Origin of the sequence: Rossellomorea sp. DA94, assembly GCF_029834455.1 — a bacterium.
Lineage (GTDB): Bacteria > Bacillota > Bacilli > Bacillales > Bacillaceae_B > Rossellomorea > Rossellomorea vietnamensis.
The window spans coordinates 4356024-4375109 of record NZ_CP122397.1 but is presented as its reverse complement, the minus strand read 5'-3'; the positions used below and the strand labels follow the sequence as shown (position 1 = coordinate 4375109).

17 protein-coding genes are annotated in these 19086 nt (G+C 41.6%); 13 read left to right on the top strand and 4 right to left on the bottom strand.

The features are described from left to right. From P8596_RS22545 to P8596_RS22510, 8 genes are read left to right on the top strand one after another with little or no spacing between them, the layout of a single operon-like run. Positions 1–1014 carry a Gfo/Idh/MocA family protein gene (locus tag P8596_RS22545; protein WP_279725271.1) on the top strand — a complete coding sequence of 338 codons (1014 nt, stop codon included), beginning with the start codon at positions 1–3 and terminating at the stop codon, positions 1012–1014. Positions 1015–1026: 12 nt separating this feature from the next. Next, a complete protein-coding gene (locus P8596_RS22540) occupies positions 1027–2361 on the top strand; it encodes a nucleotide sugar dehydrogenase (protein ID WP_279725270.1) in 1335 nt (444 codons plus the stop codon). Between the two features lie 59 nt (positions 2362–2420). Then, positions 2421–3551 carry a glycosyltransferase family 4 protein gene (locus P8596_RS22535; protein ID WP_279725269.1) on the top strand — a complete coding sequence of 377 codons (1131 nt, stop codon included), beginning with the start codon at positions 2421–2423 and terminating at the stop codon, positions 3549–3551. A gap of 22 nt (positions 3552–3573) precedes the next feature. Beyond that, a complete protein-coding gene (locus P8596_RS22530; protein WP_279725267.1) occupies positions 3574–4821 on the top strand; it encodes a glycosyltransferase family 4 protein in 1248 nt (415 codons plus the stop codon). Further along, the gene (locus tag P8596_RS22525) at positions 4818–5933 is read left to right on the top strand and encodes a DegT/DnrJ/EryC1/StrS family aminotransferase (RefSeq protein WP_279725265.1); all 1116 of its coding nucleotides are present in this window, start codon (positions 4818–4820) and stop codon (positions 5931–5933) included. Before P8596_RS22530 ends, P8596_RS22525 begins: the two co-directional genes overlap by 4 nt. 12 nt (positions 5934–5945) lie before the next feature. After that, the gene (locus tag P8596_RS22520) at positions 5946–6656 is read left to right on the top strand and encodes an acyltransferase (protein WP_279725264.1); all 711 of its coding nucleotides are present in this window, start codon (positions 5946–5948) and stop codon (positions 6654–6656) included. A gap of 50 nt (positions 6657–6706) precedes the next feature. After that, complete coding sequence (locus P8596_RS22515; RefSeq protein WP_279725262.1) at positions 6707–8194, top strand: O-antigen ligase family protein; 1488 nt, start codon at positions 6707–6709, stop codon at positions 8192–8194. After that, a complete protein-coding gene (locus P8596_RS22510) occupies positions 8160–8849 on the top strand; it encodes a YveK family protein (RefSeq protein ID WP_279725261.1) in 690 nt (229 codons plus the stop codon). The genes P8596_RS22515 and P8596_RS22510 overlap by 35 nt, the downstream gene beginning before the upstream one ends. A 58-nt stretch (positions 8850–8907) precedes the next feature. Here the strand turns inward: P8596_RS22510 and P8596_RS22505 are convergent, their stop codons facing one another. Continuing rightward, positions 8908–9924, bottom strand: coding sequence for an LCP family protein (locus tag P8596_RS22505; RefSeq protein WP_279725260.1), 1017 nt, complete (start codon positions 9922–9924; stop codon positions 8908–8910). A 109-nt stretch (positions 9925–10033) separates the two neighbouring features. Then, positions 10034–10678 carry a YigZ family protein gene (locus P8596_RS22500; RefSeq protein WP_279725259.1) on the bottom strand — a complete coding sequence of 215 codons (645 nt, stop codon included), beginning with the start codon at positions 10676–10678 and terminating at the stop codon, positions 10034–10036. A 506-nt stretch (positions 10679–11184) separates the two neighbouring features. On the opposite strand from P8596_RS22500, the gene P8596_RS22495 reads away from it, so the two are divergent. Together P8596_RS22495 and P8596_RS22490 are read left to right on the top strand one after the other, a co-directional pair. Further along, positions 11185–12327: a sensor histidine kinase gene (locus P8596_RS22495; protein ID WP_279725258.1), complete on the top strand. Its 1143-nt coding sequence runs from the start codon at positions 11185–11187 to the stop codon at positions 12325–12327. Positions 12328–12356: 29 nt separating this feature from the next. Further along, complete coding sequence (locus P8596_RS22490; RefSeq protein ID WP_034765382.1) at positions 12357–13034, top strand: response regulator; 678 nt, start codon at positions 12357–12359, stop codon at positions 13032–13034. Positions 13035–13237: 203 nt separating this feature from the next. On the opposite strand, the gene P8596_RS22485 is transcribed toward P8596_RS22490, so the two are convergent. Then, on the bottom strand, positions 13238–15613 hold the full coding sequence (locus P8596_RS22485; protein WP_279725257.1) for an immune inhibitor A domain-containing protein: 2376 nt from the start codon (positions 15611–15613) through the stop codon (positions 13238–13240). A gap of 312 nt (positions 15614–15925) precedes the next feature. Here P8596_RS22485 and P8596_RS22480 point away from each other — a divergent pair, with 312 nt between their 5' ends. The 3 genes from P8596_RS22480 (at position 15926) to P8596_RS22470 (ending at position 18142) form a co-directional block, all read left to right on the top strand. Further along, the gene (locus tag P8596_RS22480) at positions 15926–16471 is read left to right on the top strand and encodes a signal peptidase I (RefSeq protein ID WP_279725256.1); all 546 of its coding nucleotides are present in this window, start codon (positions 15926–15928) and stop codon (positions 16469–16471) included. 61 nt (positions 16472–16532) lie between these two features. Further along, positions 16533–17255 carry a hypothetical protein gene (locus tag P8596_RS22475; RefSeq protein ID WP_279725255.1) on the top strand — a complete coding sequence of 241 codons (723 nt, stop codon included), beginning with the start codon at positions 16533–16535 and terminating at the stop codon, positions 17253–17255. A gap of 62 nt (positions 17256–17317) precedes the next feature. Next, positions 17318–18142 (top strand): hypothetical protein, encoded by an 825-nt coding sequence (locus tag P8596_RS22470; RefSeq protein ID WP_279725254.1) that lies wholly within the window; start codon positions 17318–17320, stop codon positions 18140–18142. Between the two features lie 108 nt (positions 18143–18250). Here the strand turns inward: P8596_RS22470 and treR are convergent, their stop codons facing one another. Then, entirely contained in the window at positions 18251–18973 is a 723-nt protein-coding gene (gene treR, locus P8596_RS22465; RefSeq protein ID WP_279725252.1) for a trehalose operon repressor, read from the bottom strand. Positions 18974–19086: the final 113 nt, after the last annotated feature.

Below are 19086 nucleotides of genomic sequence, written 5' to 3'. Positions count from 1 at the left end.
ATGATTAAGTTTGGAATTGTCGGTTGTGGGCATATCGCAAAAAAACACATAAATGCCATTCAGGAAGCGGACGGCGCAATCCTTGAAGCGATTTGTGATACTCAGCCAGAACGAGTGGATATGTTTTCAAATGAATATAAAGTAAAAGGATATACAAGTCTTGAGGAAATGTTGAAAACCGATGTGGACGTAGTGAATATCTGTACTCCAAGTGGTTTTCATGCTGATATTGCCGTGCAAATTGCAAATGCAAAGAAACACGTCATTGTAGAAAAGCCGATCGCGCTTACGCTGGAAGATACTGATAAAATCATCCACGCATGTGATGAGAATAATGTGAAGCTTGCAGTAGTACATCCAAACCGATTCAGACCGGCATTTGTTGAGCTGAAAGAACTTGTTCAAAGCGGAGTGTTCGGAAAAATAAGTCATTCCAATGCAACAGTGCGCTGGAATCGAAATCAGGAATATTATGACCAGGCGCCATGGAGAGGGACAAAGGCACTTGATGGCGGAGTTCTGATGAATCAGGCTGTCCATAATCTGGACCTTCTTATATGGTTAATGGGAGATGTGAAAGAAGTTTACAGTATGGCAGCTACAAGGGTTAGGGATATTGAAGCAGAAGATGTTTCAACCGGCCTTGCCCGTTTTGAAGATGGTTCATTAGGAGTCATCGAGGCAGCCACTACGATCTACCCGAAAAACTATGAAGAGTCCATCAGCATTTTTGGGGAAAAAGGAACCGTTAAAATTAGCGGGGCAAACGCCATTCATATAGAGCATCTTACGATTGAAGGAATGGATGAAGCAGAAACGGAACGTCTCATAGAAAAAATTAAAAATGATCCTTGGGGTAAGCCTGGGCATCAATGCATCATTGAAGATATGGTACAGGCAATCAATGAAGACCGCGAGCCTATTGTAACAGGAATGGATGGTAGGAAAGCACTGGAACTGGTCTTATCTCTTTATGATTCAGCAGAACAAAATAAACCAATCATTCTTAGCTAAGGAAGGGATTTAATGATGGAAACAACTTTATCAGTACAAGCTCAAACCCTATTTAATAAGATAGCGAATAAAGAAGCGACAATCGGAGTGGTCGGATTAGGCTACGTCGGATTACCGCTTGCAGTAGAAAAAGCAAAAGCAGGATATAAAGTCATTGGTTTTGATGTCCAACAAAAGCGTGTAGACATGGTCAACGACGGTATCAATTACATTGGAGATGTAGTGGATGAAGAACTTGCTGAAATCATTCAAGATAAGAAGCTATTGGCCACTACCGACTACTCATTGATCAAAGAAGTGGATGCTGTAGCGATTTGTGTTCCTACTCCACTTGATATGTACCAACAGCCTGATACATCTTATGTTGAGAGTTCAGGTAAAGAAATAGCTAAGTTTATGGAAGCGGGTATGCTGATTGTCCTGGAAAGTACAACGTATCCAGGAACAACAGAAGAAATCCTCAAACCTATCCTTGAAGAAACCGGTTTAAAAACAGGTGAAGATTTCTTCCTGGCTTATTCACCTGAACGTGTAGATCCTGGTAACAAAGATTTCAATACCAAAAACACACCTAAAGTTGTAGGTGGAATCACTGCTAACTGTACTAAAGTAGCTGCAGAACTTTATAAAAATGTGCTTGAAGGGGATGTCCATGAAGTGTCATCACCAGCTGTAGCTGAAATGGAAAAGATTCTCGAAAACACTTTCCGTCACATTAATATCGCTCTTGCGAACGAAATGGCTGTATTGTGTAATCGTATGGGAATCGATGTATGGGAAGTCATTGATGCAGCAGCAACAAAGCCATATGGCTTCATGCCGTTTTATCCGGGCCCAGGGTTAGGTGGTCACTGTATCCCGATCGATCCATTCTACCTGACATGGAAAGCAAGAGAATATAAATACCATACAAAGCTGATCGAATTAGCCGGTGAAATTAACAATGCTATGCCGGAATACGTAGTCAGCCGCAGTATGCAAATTTTGAATAAAAGCCAAAAGTCCTTAAATGGAGCAAAGGTACTTGTATTAGGTGTCGCTTACAAGAAAGATATCGAGGATGTTCGTGAATCTCCTGCTCTTGATATCCTAAGTGAAATGAGTAAAGAGGGTGCTGACTTTACGGTGGTTGATCCTCACGTCAAACAATTCAGACTTAACAACCAAATCGTTGAGCCGATCAACTTAACTGAAGAAGCCCTTGAAAATGCAGATCTTGTTCTTATTACGACTGATCACAGCAGTTTTGATTATAAGATGATTGCTGAAAAAGCACCTGTCATTTTCGACACACGTAATGCCATGAAAAACTATCGTGACGAAATTAAAAACTATTACCGACTATAAATTTACAGTAAAAAGAGTCCGTTTTTCTTTAGGACTCTTTTTACCAGTATTATGAAAGAGTGATTCACTTGAAAGTTTGTCATTTAACTTCTGTTCATCCAACCGAAGATATTAGAATCTTTGTGAAAGAATGCTCGTACTTAAGTGAAGCGGGTTTCGATGTTCATCTGGTCGTAGGTAACAGCGAATCATATGTGAAAAATGGAGTCAATATAGTCGGTGCGCCTGTGGAGTCGACCAATCGTTACGTAAGGATGATCAACGGTCCCAGGAGTGTATATAAAAAGGCCTTGGAGCTGGACGCTGATGTCTATCATTTTCATGATCCAGAGCTTCTGCCAATCGGGTTGCTCCTGAAGTCAAAAGGAAAAAAAGTAATCTATGACGTACATGAAGATGTCCCTCAACAGGTTTTATCCAAACAGTGGATACCTAAACCGTTAAGAAAGCTTGTTTCCAAAATGGTAGAAGGACTGGAACGATATGCTTCAAAGAGGTTTGATGCAGTAGTCACAGCGACTCCAACCATCAATGAAAGATTCCTTACATATCAGCAGAACTCTGTCATCATTCATAACTTCCCCATTATGAATGAACTGATAGGGGAAGATTCCGCTGGTGCAACAAAAGAAATGAACAGGAATAAAATTGTATATATTGGCGGAATTACGAGGCTGAGAGGTATTGAAGAAATGGTTCGTTCCATGGATGAAATGAATCAGGAATCGGATCATCCCATTACTCTTCATTTAGCCGGAGCATTTGCACCAGCTTCCTTACAGGATGAAATGGAAAAGCTCGATGGGTGGAAGCACGTAAACTTCGAGGGGTATCTGAATAGGCAAGAGGTTGCAACATTACTTAATACATCTTATGCCGGTTTAGTGATCCTGCATCCGGAACCAAGATATATTGTGTCATATCCCATCAAACTGTTTGAATATATGTCTGCTGGGATGCCGGTCATAGCAAGCGACTTTCCGTTATGGAGAGGCATTGTAGAAGACGCGCAATGTGGAATATGCGTCGATCCGCTTAATCCTAAAGCTATTGCCGATGCAGTAAAATATCTGGTCGACCATCCTGATGAAGCCAGGGCAATGGGTGAAAGTGGCCGTCGGGCCGTCATGAATAAATACAATTGGGAACAGGAAAGTATTCGTTTAGTTGAGCTTTATAACAACTTATAACGGCTTTAAAGGGTGAAATTTTTTGAAAATATGGATGCTGAATGCCGTCGCATTAAAACCAAATGAAACAGGGATTACACGTCACTATGACTTATCAAAACACATGGTGGATAATGGTCATGAGGTTACCATCTTCGCAAGCAGTTTTATCGTTTACCTCTTTAAATGGCGTGATCCCAAGAAAAAGAATTACTCTGAGAACGTTAATGGTGTCGATTTCGAATGGGTTTGGACACTTCCCTACAAAGGAAATGGCCCCAAGCGATTACTCAATATGATGAGTTATATGCTTACAGCCGTTGCAAGAGGTTTAAAGAAAAAGGAGAAGCCGGATGTCATTGTGGGATCCTCTGTTCATCTCTTTGCCTGTTTAGCGGGATATGTTTTAAGTAAGGTGAAAGGTGCTACCTTTATTGTCGAAATCAGGGATTTGTGGCCTAAAACGTTAATCGATTTCGGAGCGATCTCAAAGAATCATCCATTAGCGTTATTATTCGGATGGATTGAAAAGTTCGTATATAAGAAATCCAAGAAGATCATTGTCACATTGCCGGGGGCTTATAAATATATAACGACCCTTGGTATTCCGGAAGAAAAAATTGTTTACATTCCAAATGGAATCGACATGGAAAAAATCCATGAGTTAGAAAACAAAGCTTCTCTTGAACCCGTTTTACAAACGATTCGGGAAGATTATCCTAAAATCGCCATGTACCTAGGGTCACATGGTGTGGCCAATTCCCTTGATACAATTGTTGATGCGGCAGGCAGATTATCCAGGGAGGATACGGCATTTGTATTTGTTGGTGAGGGACCTGAGAAAAAGAACCTGAAAGCCAAAGCAGAAAAACTTGGTTTAAGAAACGTCTTTTTCCTGGATGGCATCCCAAAAAGAGAAGTGCTTTCTACATTGAATCTTGCTGATGTCTTAATGGTCTCCATGCTGGATACAAACTTGTATCAATATGGGATCAGTTTAAATAAGCTAAATGATTATCTACTATCAGGAAAGCCGATCATTTTCGCTGGTAGAGTATTCAACGATATTGTTGCTAGTGCTCAAGCAGGGTTAACGGTTACGCCGGAATCACCTGGAGAGTTTGCAAATGGGTTGGAGAATTTATTAAACTTAACAAGTGAAGAAAAAGAAAAGATAAGACTTAATGGATATCGTTATTTGGACGAGAACCATAATATCGAGAAATTATCGAATCAATTTCTGTCAGTATGTATGAACAATCATTTTGAAAACAAGGAGAATGCCCAATGAAGGTACCTATGTTAGATTTAACCGAACAATATCAAAATTTAAAAGAAGAAATCCATACAGCTATGGAAGATGTAATGTCTAAAGCCCATTTTATCCTTGGGCAAAATGTGAAAGATTTAGAAGCTTCTGTTGCGGAATACAGCAATGCAGCGCACGGTATTGGGGTCGCGAATGGATCGGATGCTTTAAACATTTCCATCTTAGGACTGAATATCGGACCTGGCGATGAAGTGATCTGCCCTTCCTTTACGTTCTTTGCAACGGCTGGAGCGGTGGCAAGAGCAGGGGCAACACCGGTATTTGTAGATATCGATCCTAAGACTTTCAATATTGATCCTGAGAAAATTGAAGCGGTCATCACGCCAAAGACAAAAGCAATCATTCCAGTTCACCTTTACGGACAAATGGCTGATATGGATAAAATCAAGGAAATTGCGGATAAGCATAATCTTGCCATCATTGAGGATGCGGCCCAATCAATCGGTTCCCTATATAAAGGGAAAAAAGTAGGAGAGCTGGGAACGACAGCATGCTACAGCTTCTTCCCCACCAAAAACCTGGGAGCATATGGTGATGCAGGTATGATTATTACAAGTGATGATGAAGTCGGAGAGCGTATGCGTGTCATCCGTGTACACGGAAGCAAGCCGAAATATTATCACCATGTACTTGGATACAATAGCCGTCTGGATGAATTACAGGCAGCCATCCTTAACGTGAAATTCAAGCATTTGGATGACTGGAGTAACCAGCGTCGTGAAAACGCCTATTACTACAATGAATTACTTCATAAAGAACTGGGCGATGTGATCGTAACACCTTATGAAGAAGAATTTAATCACCATGTATACCATCAATATACAATCAGAGTACCTAAACGTGATGAACTTCAAGCATATCTTAAAGAGCAAGGTGTGGCGACAATGATTTACTATCCACAACCTTTACACCTTCAACCGGTATTTAAAGAACTTGGCTTTAATGAAGGGGATCTTCCTGAAACGGAAAAGGCGGCCAAAGAAGCCATCTCTTTACCGATGTTCCCGGAATTGAAAAGAGAACAGCAGGAGTATGTTGTTTCTAAAATTAAAGAGTTCTATAACAAAGCTTAAAGGGGAATACTGATGAAACCTGTTAAAGTTGGACAAAATGTAGTCATTGAAGATGGTGTGGAATTTGGAGAAAATGTATCCATCGGACATAATGTCATCATTTACGCTGGTACGAAAATAGGAAAAAATGTCATGATCCAGGATAATGCAGTCATCGGGAAACAGCCTACCAGAGCTAAGAATTCCATTCTCCCTGAAGTGAAAAAACTCCCACCTGCAGTCATCGGGGATGGAACCACGCTAGGGACATCCTCGATCATTTATGCCAACGCCGAGTTAGGGGAAGAGGTATTTGTGGCAGACCTGGCGACAATCAGGGAGAGAGTGACAATCGGTAATCAGACGATTGTCGGCCGCGGAGTTTCTGTCGAGAATGATTGCACGGTCGGAGAAAAATGTAAATTGGAAACGAATTGCTATATTACAGCCTACTCTAATTTAGGTAATTTTGTATTCGTTGCCCCTTATGTTGTCACGACCAATGATAATTATATGGCTCGATCGAAAGAGAGATATGATAAATTCAAGGGTGTAACGGTCAAAGAAGGTGGAAGAATTGGAGCCAATGCACTCATTCTTCCTGGTAAAGTCATACATGAAGATGGTACAGTCGCTGCAGGCAGTATTGTATCAAGAGATGTAGAGCAAGAAACACTTGTTGTCGGGTCTCCTGCCAAGCCGCTTCGCAAGGTACCTGACGATCAACTATTAAGAAATCAATAAACTTATTAGAGGCTGTTTCTGACAGCCTCTAATTATTAGGTGATGATCTTATGAATACATATGCCAAAACGAAGTACCATGTTTCTTTTATAGGGCTCGCTATCATACTCCTACTAGCCTATCTAGGGGTCATGCTAAAGGGAGTGGATCTACAAAAGCTCTTTATAGTCGCCTTTGTCGCAGTGACAGGATTGGGTGGAGTGACTTATATCTGGCATAGATGGTGGAAAAAAGCCCACCGTTTCCATATTGCAGTCAGTTTACTGGTCCTCTCGTCCTTCATAGGGGCGGCAGTACCTCTCTATAAGGTTGCAGGGTTTACTATTTATCCGTTCAGGATCTTATTAGCATGGTGTATTTTCATGTTAATAGGCTTCATTTATTATCAAAATAAGTATATCGTTACCGGTCTTAGCAGGATAAAGGGAAATATTTTTACAAGTTTTGGTGGGCTATGGCTCTTCTTCGGCTTTTTCGCTCTTTCCTGGTCGATCAATCCGATGAATACCATACAGGATATCATATTCCTGGCAAGTGGAATTTTCCTTATTTACCTCATTTTATTAGTCTATCGAAATGAAGAAGACTATAAAGAGTTATATTTCTATTGGATCATCATGTCCCTCCTCCTTGTAGGAATAGGACTGATCAACCATTTCTTTCAAATCCATCTTCCGATATCCAGGATCAACCATGTCGCTCAGTATCAAAAAGGGATCCCGACAGCAGTCTTTACAAACGAAAATGATTTTGCAAGCTTCCTGGCCATAGCCAGTTTCTTCTTCCTTTCCTTGTTGAAAAACGGAAAGTCTCTGGCTTACAAGCTAATCGGTTTATCCGGCATGGTATGCTCCATTTACTTAATCGTCCTCGCTTCATCGAGAGCAAACTACATTGCTATACTTCTCGGCTTGATTGTATGGTTTCTATTCGTTTTGAATCCATCTCAAAGGTTGAGGCTATCTCTGGCCGGTTGTTTATTTTTCCTTCCGGTAGTGATCTTTTTATGGGATAAAGTATCAGGAGTATTAGGGTCTGTAGGGAAAGAACTCGCTACACTTCTTCCAACAGAGGGTGGTGGCGATTCGGTCAGTATAAGAGAGAACCTATTAAAGAACGTCACGGTATTTTTGGGTGATTCCTTCGGATTTGGGGTGGCACCTGGAAATATCGAATTATACATGAAAAAGTTCCAGGTATATGACACTTCAGGTGATTACAATGTGCATAATTGGTGGGCTGAAGTACTGATACATTACGGTGTCGTTATCTTTGTGGGATACATTCTGTTACTGCTTTACTTATTTATTCAATTGGTGAAGATAGTAAGGACAAATCATGATCAGGCAAGTCGATACATGGGAGAAGCATTGATTTGCGGCCTGGGTGCCTTCACAATGGCCAGCATCAGCCCCAATTCCTTTATGGCGCTTCACTATAACTGGTTGTTCATTGGAGTATGTATAGGCTTTGTTTATATGAAAAAGAAAGGTGAAGATCACATTGTTAAAACAAATGGCAGCATCAATCATCCATAGATTCAAAAAACTCTTTATTCTTCTTTGTATCATTCCGATCGTTACGGCTGGTATTGCTTCCTTCATGGAGATGGGGAAGGAGACTACTTATACTGCGTCGACTAAAATTGTGTTAGGGAATTTTGAGAATGAAAAATTGACCAACCCGAGTGTTGTCAAAACATATTATCAATCTGAAAACCCCTTGAAAGAGGTTATAAAAGAAGAGAACCTTGATTATTCTCCTAATGAAATAAAAGATGGGTTTAGCATTGAAGAACAAGGGGATAAAGTCATAGAAATGAAGTACACATCTAAAGAAAAGAATAAGTCTGAAGAAATTGTTCTTGGATTGTCTGGATATTTCTTGAGCATTTCTGAAAAAAAACTTAATGATAAAATCAAATTGGTAGAAGATGGATTAGAAAGGGTTAAGGAGACAAAGAAGAATAGAGGTTATCTGGAAAGAGAAGAGTTGGAGTACAAAACAGAAAATGAATTTACCCTTGAAAATTTCAGGGAAACTAAACAATTAGAACCTGTAACGGTCTCTACTTCTACCAACAACCCACTTAAAAAAGCCATCTTCGGCTTCCTAGTAGGGATCATGCTAAGCCTATTCATCCTCCTAATTCCTGAACTATTCAAGGAATATAGAAACGATGAAAGGATATAAAGAGAAATAAAGAGAAGGCATTCACCCTTAAAGGTGAATGCCTTCTCTTATTAAAAAGTTAATAAGAAGATGATTCCTCATCAGTATCCTCCGTTTCTGGAGGTGTATATTGTAGGTGATGCTGTAATTCCTTGATGATTTCATCTGTTTTTTCTTCATCAGGGATAAAGTAGTATACCCCACTATAATATTCATCAGTACCTGAGAACTCTATTTGCTCTAATGAAGATGATGAGAAATCTTTATACTTCTGAAGGAAAGCAAGTCCTTCTTTAATCTTCATATTTGTTTCTACGTTACTTCCGACTTCTTCCGCAAGATCGTCAACTTTTAAGAACGTTTTTGGGGACAGTGCCTTATCAATGAGGCTCGTGACAATTTGTCTCTGTCTTTCATTTCGTCCGAAGTCTCCACGTGGATCTTTTTTGCGCATTCTTGCATAAACCAGTGCTTCTTCACCGTTCAGCTTTTGCTTACCTTCTTTAAAGTAAAACTTGTCCCACTCTTTATTGATATCATAGAAATCGAATGGCACATCTACTGTGACACCGCCAACTTCATCAATGATATTTTTAAATCCATTAAAATTAACCGTTACGTAATAATCTATAGGTATATTAAGAAAATTCTCTACGGTATCTATCACTAATTCTTTACCCCCATAGGCAAAGGAGTGATTGATTTTATTTTCACCGTTATCAGGAATATCTACTAAGGTGTCTCTAGGGATACTTACTAATTTCATTGTTTGATCTTTTGGATTAAACGTAGCAACCATGATAGTATCGGATCTTCCTTTGTCATGTTCACTTGAGTAATCTTCTACACCCAGCAATAGCACTGAAAAAGGATCATTCGAAACATATACTTGTTCATCCCGGAGCTTCGATTTAGCTCCCCGTTCTATCTCTGAATAGGTATTGTCTAATGCTGAATAAGATTTATAAGCCATAAAGCTCAATCCGCCTATGGATATTAATAAAAAGATACTTATGATTGTCAGTATGATTCTTTTTCTTCTTTTTCTCCTGATCTTTCTGGCGTGACGAAGTCTATCTTCATTGAAATCCTTCATATTTATATCATCCTTTAAATTTGATCCATTAGACAATTATAAACGATTACAAGTCCGTTTGAAATGAAAACTAGTATTAAGATTCATTTACGTTTATGTTTTAGATTGATTAAAGAGGGGTATTAATATCATGTTCTAAATAGACTACATTACTCTCATGGATTTCACCCTGCCCATTCGTAAGCTCCGTCATCCAATCCTCGAACTGATTCTTAGATGCTTCCTCCACATACACTTCAACCTCAACAGCATCCAAATAATGAATGTCTTTCAATTGATAGTGAGACGACCGGACTTCATTTTCGACCTTACCGAGCCACGTATAATCGATTTTCGTCTTCATGACCCGCATCAGACGTCTCTCGACAATACCAGTGGCGTTAAGTCCTTCTGACACAGCCCGTCCATACGCACGGATCAGACCGCCTGCACCAAGCTTGATTCCACCAAAATAGCGAGTCACGACGACCACAGTATCTTTCAGATCCCGCTTCTTCAACACTTCAAGCATGGGAACGCCTCCAGTCCCACTCGGCTCCCCGTCATCGTTCGCTTTCTGGATCATATTCTGTTCACCGATCATATAGGCAGAACAGTTATGATTGGCATCATGGTGCTTCTTTTTGATCGATGCGATAAATTCCTGGGCTTCTTCCTCGGTCTCGACCCGATTCACATAGGTGATGAATCTTGAGCGTTCGATAGTGATTTCATTTTCTCCGTAACCCTTGACGGTATTATAGTGATGTAGCAAAATCATTTCTCCTTTCACGATTGCCGAAGCTTGCGACAAAGTCCGAGCTTATATCCTAATTCTACTATATAGAAAAATGGTGAAGAATGCACAATTCGAGTGATTTTTCGAGGCGAAAACTGGTTCTACATGAAATAATGGTAATACAATGTAATCAAACTTTAATCTCCGACAATATGTGACATGGTATAATGGACGCTGATAGTAATACTTCAGTTGTTCCAACGCTTCTTTAGGGAAGCCGAATGGTCTAGAAAATTGCCATTGTTTCTCTATTATTCCTGGAGCGAATAATCCCTTGGTAGAAGTATTACATAGGAATATGCCTAGATGAATAAAGGAGTTTCGTGACTTTCCATTGAATTGATAATAGGTACGTTTTATTATAGATGAACGTTAGGTCTTTGGACATGATGTCTAGAGCTTATAATACCGATTATTACTATGCAAGGATAGTTTTCATGACCTAGGCAGACGACTATTGTGGAACAAAAGAGGGGTGTACCGTGTCACTTAAAAAAATAGACACCAAGATGTTGGATAGCATCCTGAAAAAGATGGTCGATACGGTTGACGAAAGTAAGGATGAGATCTTCCAGATTGGCGAGCAATGTCGAACTGATTATGAAGAATTGATGAGAGAATTACTGGAAGTGAAAGAAATGGTTCTGAGGGTGATTGATGAGGGAGATGATCTCCAGCAGAAATCAAAGTTTGCACGGCTCAGACTATCTGAAGTCAGCAAGCATTTCCAAACTTATTCAGAAGACCAGGTAAGAGAAGCGTACGAGAAGGCTCATGACCTGCAGATGAAGCTATCCATGAACAGACAGCAGGAAAAGCAGCTTCGGAGCCGCAGGGATGAACTGGAAAGACGCTTGCAGGCACTCGGGGACACGATTGAAAAGGCAGAGAATCTCTGCTCTCAGATATCCGTCGTTCTCAATTATTTGAATAGTGACTTAAGGCAAGTTGGTGAGGCGCTTGAGGACGCGAAGCAGCGTCAGGATTTCGGTCTCAGGATCATCGAAGCCCAGGAGGACGAGCGGAAACGCTTATCCCGGGAGATCCATGACGGCCCTGCACAAATGATGGCCAATGTGATGATTCGCTCGGATCTGATTGAGCGGGTGTTCAAGGAAAAGAGTACAGAGCATGCCATCACGGAAATCCGGGATCTAAAACGGATGGTCCGTTCAGCCCTGTATGAGGTCCGCCGCATCATCTATGATCTCAGACCGATGGCGCTTGATGACCTCGGATTGATTCCGACCCTCAAAAAATACTTGAGTACAATCGAAGAGTATAACCAGGAGACCTCCATACAGTTTGTGAATATGGGGCTCGATATCAGACTTCCTTCCAAATTCGAAGTCGCTCTGTTCCGGTTGGTACAAGAAAGTGTCCAGAATGCCCTTAAGCACGCAGAAGCCACGCATATCCAAGTTAAAGTAGAAGTAAAGAAAGACCAAATAATAGTTGTCATCAAAGACAACGGCAAAGGATTCGATAAAGATAAACAGAAAACAGGATCCTTTGGAATCATGGGGATGAAAGAACGTGTCGACCTTCTCGAAGGAGACATCACGATTGACTCAAAAGTAGGGACAGGGACGGTCATTCTGATCCATGTTCCGCTTAATACGTAAATTTTCGAAGGTTTAGGGAGGCGAAAGACATGGCAACAAATATTGTTATCATTGACGATCATCAGCTTTTCAGGGAAGGGGTTAAACGAATCCTCGAATTCGAACCTTCTTTCAACGTAGTAGCAGAAGGTGATGACGGTTCAGAAGCAATGAACCTCGTCGAAGCACATGAACCAGACGTAGTCCTCATGGATATCAACATGCCTGAGACAAACGGCGTGGAAGCGACTCGTGAGTTAATGGACAAATACCCGGATACGAAAGTCATCATCCTGTCCATTCACGATGATGAGAACTATGTGAACCATGCGCTGAAAACGGGTGCACTTGGTTACTTGTTAAAAGAAATGGACTCAGACGCATTGGTTGACGCTGTGAAAATCGTCGCTGAAGGCGGATCATACGTCCATCCTAAAGTGACGCATAATCTGGTTGCAGAATACAAGCGCCTGGCAAACGCCCAGAACTCAGGCGGGTTCCAGCAATCCGAAGTTCGCCGCCCGCTTCATCTGTTAACGCGCCGTGAATGTGAAGTCCTGCAAATGCTTGCAGACGGGAAAAGCAACCGCGGTATCGGTGAAGGATTATATATTAGTGAAAAGACTGTTAAAAATCATGTAAGTAATATACTACAAAAAATGAACGTGAACGACCGGACCCAGGCAGTAGTGACTGCCATCAAGAACGGCTGGGTGGAAGTGCGATAAGCACCGGTTGATAGATAGAGTATTGTTAATTTGTTGTTGAGAAAGCGACCCTTCCTGGTAGGAGGGTCGTTTTTTGGATTGATTGAGGAAGAGGGGGCTATAGAGTTAAATGAAGGGCATCTATAGAGTCCAAAAAACGCCTGGACAAGGAAAGAACCGCTCCTTGTCCAGGCGTTAATCATTTAGTGTATTATCCTTTTATCCTACTTAGACAAAATGATCGAACCAACCGATTTGTCTTTTGCCTGATCGTTTACAAGTACTTTCAGCCCGTAATGGCTGATATTACGCCCGGCATCCGGCAGGTAGGAGTTGTTATAATCCTTCATATCGTTAAATAAAGGAACTCCGCGCTGACTTGGGAACGTCAGGGTTTGAGTAGGGTAAATCAAGTTCAATCCTGACGTCGGCATGAAGTTAAATGCTGCATCTGCCACATGGTAGCGACTTGAAGCCTTCACTCCAGTACTCCAGACTAAATTCGTGTCATCGTGAGCGTCGACGACTCCAAGGAATCCGTCACCAGGATGGATGCCTGTCCAGTTATCAGTGTACGTATCATCCACATACCAGACGACAAGGCCGCCATCGTAGCTCATCAATGAGTTGCCACGTGCGATGTGGGCAAGACCTTCGTCCACACCTTGATGGTTACGCCATTCCATTAAGTAGTAGTGATCAGAATATTTATATCCGTCAAATCGTTCGAATCCATTCAATGTGAATGGTGAGCTGGTTGATTCAGCACCATCACTGAATACAGTAGCACCATCTGCCACAACCTTGATGTTGTCAGCGAAGAATCCAGTCAGACTTGTGCCCCAGTCAGTTGCATAACGCAATCTTAATTTGATTTTTTGGCCTGCATATTGATTTAAGTCGAACGTTTGGGCCTTCCAGCCATTGGAATTTCCTGTGAAGCCCGGCATAGAGGTCAAAATGGTCGGATACCCTTCTGCCACCACATCGCTTCTTGTATTTTCATTCCCTAAAGATGTCCATGTAGAACCATTATCCGTAGAAACTTGGACAAATCCAAAATCCCATTGTTCTTCAATATCATACCAAGCGTCGAACGTCAGCTTTGCAGAGGACTTTCCTGTTAAGTCAACATCCGTCACCATGTTTGTATCGATTTCATCTTTCTGGCCGCCCCAATATTCGTAGCTTCCGGAAGCAGGGGTATTGATGGCTGTCTTCTTCTGAGGTAAATTCACTTGAATCGCCTGATGGTTTTGTCCATTAGGAGAATTCGCCTGATCCAGAAGGAAGTTCGTTCCTTTTTTCTTTAAATCTTCAAAGTCGACAACGGTTGGCTTTGTCCAATTTCCACCAAGTGTCGATTGTAAGTAAGATTTAGCCCATGGGGAGAAACCAGTCGGTTCTGTTCCAGGCACTTTACCAGCCCATGAACCTGCTGACATGATCGACCAGTACTCGACCGCATCCCCCTCACCTGAATAGATTGTGTCATATTCATCCGGCAAACCCAGGTCATGACCGTACTCATGAGCGAATACACCTGTTGCGCCATCTTCCGGCATCATCGTGTAGTCATAGAAACCAGGTTTACCATTTCCAATGCCATCTGGATCAACTACTACCGCGGATCTGTGAGACCAGATGGCATTATCGAATAATGAGCCGCCTCCAGCTTCCTGTCCCATACCGGAGTGGATGATCTGCAAGTGATCGACTAATCCATCTGGCTCCCAGTAGTTTCCATCTCCATCTATATCATGGGGATCTTCTAAGTCATAATCCTCCAGTGGTATTCCTGCCGCAAGTGCTGCAGCATAAGTATCTTTAACTAACTGTTTTGATCCACCCGGTGTAACATTATCATGTCCTCCCGTTGATCTGTCAGCTCCGTAGAACTTCGCTGTACCAGGAACCTTCAGCCATCCATACGCTTTCCCTTCGACTGTATACGTTCCGCCTGATTGCTCTTCATAAAACTGCTTTTGGGAGACGAAATTTTCCCCATTTGGACCCGTTACGCCATCTTCCCCGAAGATCATCTCTTCAAAGTGCTCCGTATTATAATCAGCATAGTAGTTATCGGTTTCACTTGGTTTAATATTGTTGTGAGCGAAATCCGAGTACTCTACCATGATGGTAAGCAACTTCCCTTTTTTAACTACTCCTGGTGAAGGAGACTCCTTTACCGGCTCCGGATGCTTTGTGCTTCCTTGTAATTTCCCACTGCTTTTCTTGGTTTCGTTCTTGAACTTCTGGTGCTTGTCAGATTCTGCAGCCTTTACCTTAGGAGCGAGGGAATCTTTAGCATTAGCATCGTCCACTTTCTTTCCTTTCAGTTCAATATACTTTTCCAACGCTTTTTGCTTGGAGGCATCAGAAGCCTTGGATGAAATCTTCCCTTGCTTGATTAATGATGCTAGCAATCTCTCATCATTGATCAATGAAGCATCCAATGTCCCGATGAAATGTGAATTCGATTTTTTTACATGATTTTCTGCCACTACACTTGCTGACGCAGACGAACTGACTGGAATACCAGCGAATAAAGTTCCTGCCATCACAACCGAGGTGATCCCTGTTTTAAATAACTTGTTCATACGTAACCCCCTAAATGTTTTATGGTACATTCCCATATTATTCTATTAAAATTCACAATTCTAGAAGAGTCGCTCACCAAATTACGACATATTGGAAGGGGATATTTCTGAGGTCAAGAACCCTTTTAATCTTGTTTCCTTCCTCTAACCCTTACTACGACTTATTTTTTAAATGTAATAAAAGAAAATGGATCTATGAATAATTTGTCGCTTTTTAACGAACATTTTTGTTCGTTATAACGTTGACACTTTTATCTAAGTCTAGTAAATTTGTGAATACAGGCGATAACTACAATAGGAGGATGTGATGAATTGGGAAGAAAATTGTTGAAAATGTTCACTTATCTCCTGTCGATATCTGTTCTATGTTGTATCGTGTTTCTCTTATTCGTAACGTATCAGGCACAACAGAACCCTGGTAAGATTCCATCCTTTTTTGGGTACAAGCCGTTAACAGTCCTGACAAACAGCATGGAACCCAAAATCAGCGCGGGGGACATGATATTCGTAAAGGAAAAGGATGCAGCGGATGTAAAGGAAAAGGATATCATCACGTTTCGAACTGCCGATCAGAAGGTTGTCACTCACCGTGTGGTGGAGGTTACCCCTGAAGGCTTCATGACAAAAGGGGATAATAATAATGTCGAAGATAGCTGGAAGGTGACAACTGATAGCTTGATAGGGAAAGTGGCCGTCATTCTGCCAAATGCAGGGTATGTAGCAAAATTCATTTCGAGCAAGATTGGCTTTTCCCTTTTTGTTCTGCTGCCATTTCTTCTCTTTATTCTAATTGAAGTATTCGAGCGCACGAAGAGACATTATAACCGTAAGGAAGATACTGTATCATCGAAAGGTTAAACGTATCCGGGTTCAATGAAAGAAAAATAGAGTATACAAAATTCGAGGAGGAATTCATTTTATGAAATCAGTAAAAAAAGCATTATTGGCAACATCATTGGCAGGGGCTTTAGTCGTAAGTGCAGGATATGGTACATATTCTTGGTTTACTTCAAGTACATCGGCAGCAGGAACGATTGAAAACGGAACATTATCTGTTAATAACGGTGAAGCCATTACAACGCCATTATTCACAGGTGCAAAGTTTGCACCGTCGCAAGTAGTGTATGGAGATATATTTACCCTTGAAAACACCGGAAATTTAAAGCAAAATTTAAGGTTAACCTACACAGGAACGGTGGATAAAGCTTCAGCTGATCCCTATAAAATCTACTATATGGCGTTTAAGTATAAAGAAAAGCCAAATATGGATAAATTGAAAGATTGGAGAATGGCATGGGAAAAAGGATTCTTCAATGGGAATCATAATCCTCAAATGAGTATGGCTAAATCTGCTGTTGCGGAATTGCCTAAAGGGGTAGAGGTTGTGACAGGAGAAGCGACTGTAGAAGAAGTGCAGGCGATGTCGAATCTTGCGAAATCTTCTTCCGAGGGAGATAAGGTCTTTAAATTCGGTAATGACGAGTTCTTCACGCTAGAAGAAGATCAATACATTACAATGGCATTCGATGTGAAGCTTGACCAAAGTGCTGGAAATGAGTATCAAGGTGCAAAATATAGCGGAAATCTAATGGTTGAGGCGAAACAGACTGACCAAGGTGCGAAGTTTGAAAACAAGAAATAAATAAATGTTAATGATGGGGCAGTCGCACTCAGGCTGCCTATCTTTATTGAAAGGAGAACCGAATGAATTCGCTACATAATGGACTAATAGGGAATCGTCCCCTCATTGCGTTTTGTACCTTCCTTATCCTTTCCTTCATTTATTTCATTTCAACTGCCTTTACGAGTTTACCAGGAACATATGCATGGTTCACCTCGGAAACGAGTGCGTCGGGCACCATTCAAAATGCCATAACGGAAGACTTGCTGCAGATTGGTTCCTCGGAAATCACATACGGAGACGATTGCTCCATTGAACATTCGCTGTCTGTCAAAAATATTTCGGATATGAGTACCACCGTAACGATCCTCCTTCAAACCGGAAGCGGGGAGGAACGGTTGATCAGTCAAAAGTTGAAACCCGGTGCATCCTTACATACCGCACCGAATGCCATCTCAGACCAAAGCGGTGGGTGTGAGGCAACGTCGGTGGACTACCACATCAAGGGGTTTGTCAATTATGTGGATGAGACCTTCAGCGTTGCGGTGGATCCGGCGGAAATGATCCAACCGATTGTGCCGGAAACGGCTGAAAAGAAAGTGGAAGAAAAGCCAGAGGAACAAGATGAAACAAAAGTAGAAGAAACGGAAAAGGCGGAACCTAAGGAGAAAGCGACTGATGCCGAAGGAAAATCTCCAGTAATGGATGAAGAGGAAGAAGCGAAGACGCCTGTTGTCAAAGAGCACGAACAGGAGGAAAAGCCGACAGATACTCCTCAAGTAGAAGAAGATGCAAGCAGTAAGGCGCAGCCAGAAGAAAAGGTAATAGAAGAAGCCAAGGAAGAAAAGCAAGTTGAAGATGTGAAAGAAGAACAGGCGGAGCAAGCCGAAAGCATAGCGGGTGAATGAAATAAGATTAGTCCGGGCATATACTGACGGACTTATTTTTTCGGAATAGGGGTTGACCGCGTAACGCATAAATAAAAATCCACTCCCCAAACCTGGAAGTGGACCAATCTAATGCTTTCTCCGTGCAAAATCCACAAACCGGAACATGTCCAGCCTGTGCCGTGATTCTGTGTACTCAAACAACGTCGCATCTTTTAGATGGACATAGTTCTTCACAACTACCACATGGTCATATTCATTCAGATCCAGGTACTCCCGGTCCTCATCCGTACACTCTTCCACTACGATTTCTTTTTTGGCAAAATCGATGGGGAGTTGGAGTTCCCCTTCGAGATATTCATAGATGGAGTTCTCGCATATTTCTTTTGTCAGCAGAGGGACTTGTTCTTTCAGGAAATAGGACTTGTCCAGGATGATCCTTTCGCCGCCGATTTTGCGGGAGCGGACGACTTTCCAGATTTCAGCGTCACGGGACGTCTCGAGTAGGGTAGCGATCCCATCATCTGCTGAGATCAATCCAAAGTCGTGGACGAACGTTTCGATTTGATCACGTCCCATGGAGGTCTGGAGCTCTTTGAAGCTTACCAGACCTGAAATGGGAAAGCTCATTCGTGACACGTCAAGGACGAGGGAGCCTTTGCCCCGCAGTTTCTGTATCAACCCTTTTTGAGCCAATAATGTAAGCGCTTTACGAATGGTCTCACGGGAAGTGTCATAGATCACCGAGAGCTCGTTTTCCGATGGCAGAATCGAATTGGCTGTATACGTGCCGTTCTGTATTTTTTCAGAGAGATCCTCGAAGATTTGTTGGTATTTATTGCTTTTCGTCATAATATCACCTGCTATTATTTTACCATAATTAATAGGAAGACATGAGATTGAACTTGAGTGTTGTGAATATTTTCAATAGAATGGAGATAGTGCAAATTTTAGAAAAGGGTGAA

Coding starts and splice junctions, on each gene's coding strand:
- P8596_RS22545 (WP_279725271.1), top strand. CDS start 1: ATGATTAAGTTTGGAATTGTCGGTTGTGGGCATATCGCAAAAAAACAC.
- P8596_RS22540 (WP_279725270.1), top strand. CDS start 1,027: ATGATGGAAACAACTTTATCAGTACAAGCTCAAACCCTATTTAATAAG.
- P8596_RS22525 (WP_279725265.1), top strand. CDS start 4,818: ATGAAGGTACCTATGTTAGATTTAACCGAACAATATCAAAATTTAAAA.
- P8596_RS22520 (WP_279725264.1), top strand. CDS start 5,946: ATGAAACCTGTTAAAGTTGGACAAAATGTAGTCATTGAAGATGGTGTG.
- P8596_RS22515 (WP_279725262.1), top strand. CDS start 6,707: ATGAATACATATGCCAAAACGAAGTACCATGTTTCTTTTATAGGGCTC.
- P8596_RS22505 (WP_279725260.1), bottom strand. CDS start 9,924: ATGAAGGATTTCAATGAAGATAGACTTCGTCACGCCAGAAAGATCAGG.
- P8596_RS22490 (WP_034765382.1), top strand. CDS start 12,357: ATGGCAACAAATATTGTTATCATTGACGATCATCAGCTTTTCAGGGAA.
- P8596_RS22485 (WP_279725257.1), bottom strand. CDS start 15,613: ATGAACAAGTTATTTAAAACAGGGATCACCTCGGTTGTGATGGCAGGA.
- P8596_RS22475 (WP_279725255.1), top strand. CDS start 16,533: ATGAAATCAGTAAAAAAAGCATTATTGGCAACATCATTGGCAGGGGCT.
- P8596_RS22470 (WP_279725254.1), top strand. CDS start 17,318: ATGAATTCGCTACATAATGGACTAATAGGGAATCGTCCCCTCATTGCG.
- treR (WP_279725252.1), bottom strand. CDS start 18,973: ATGACGAAAAGCAATAAATACCAACAAATCTTCGAGGATCTCTCTGAA.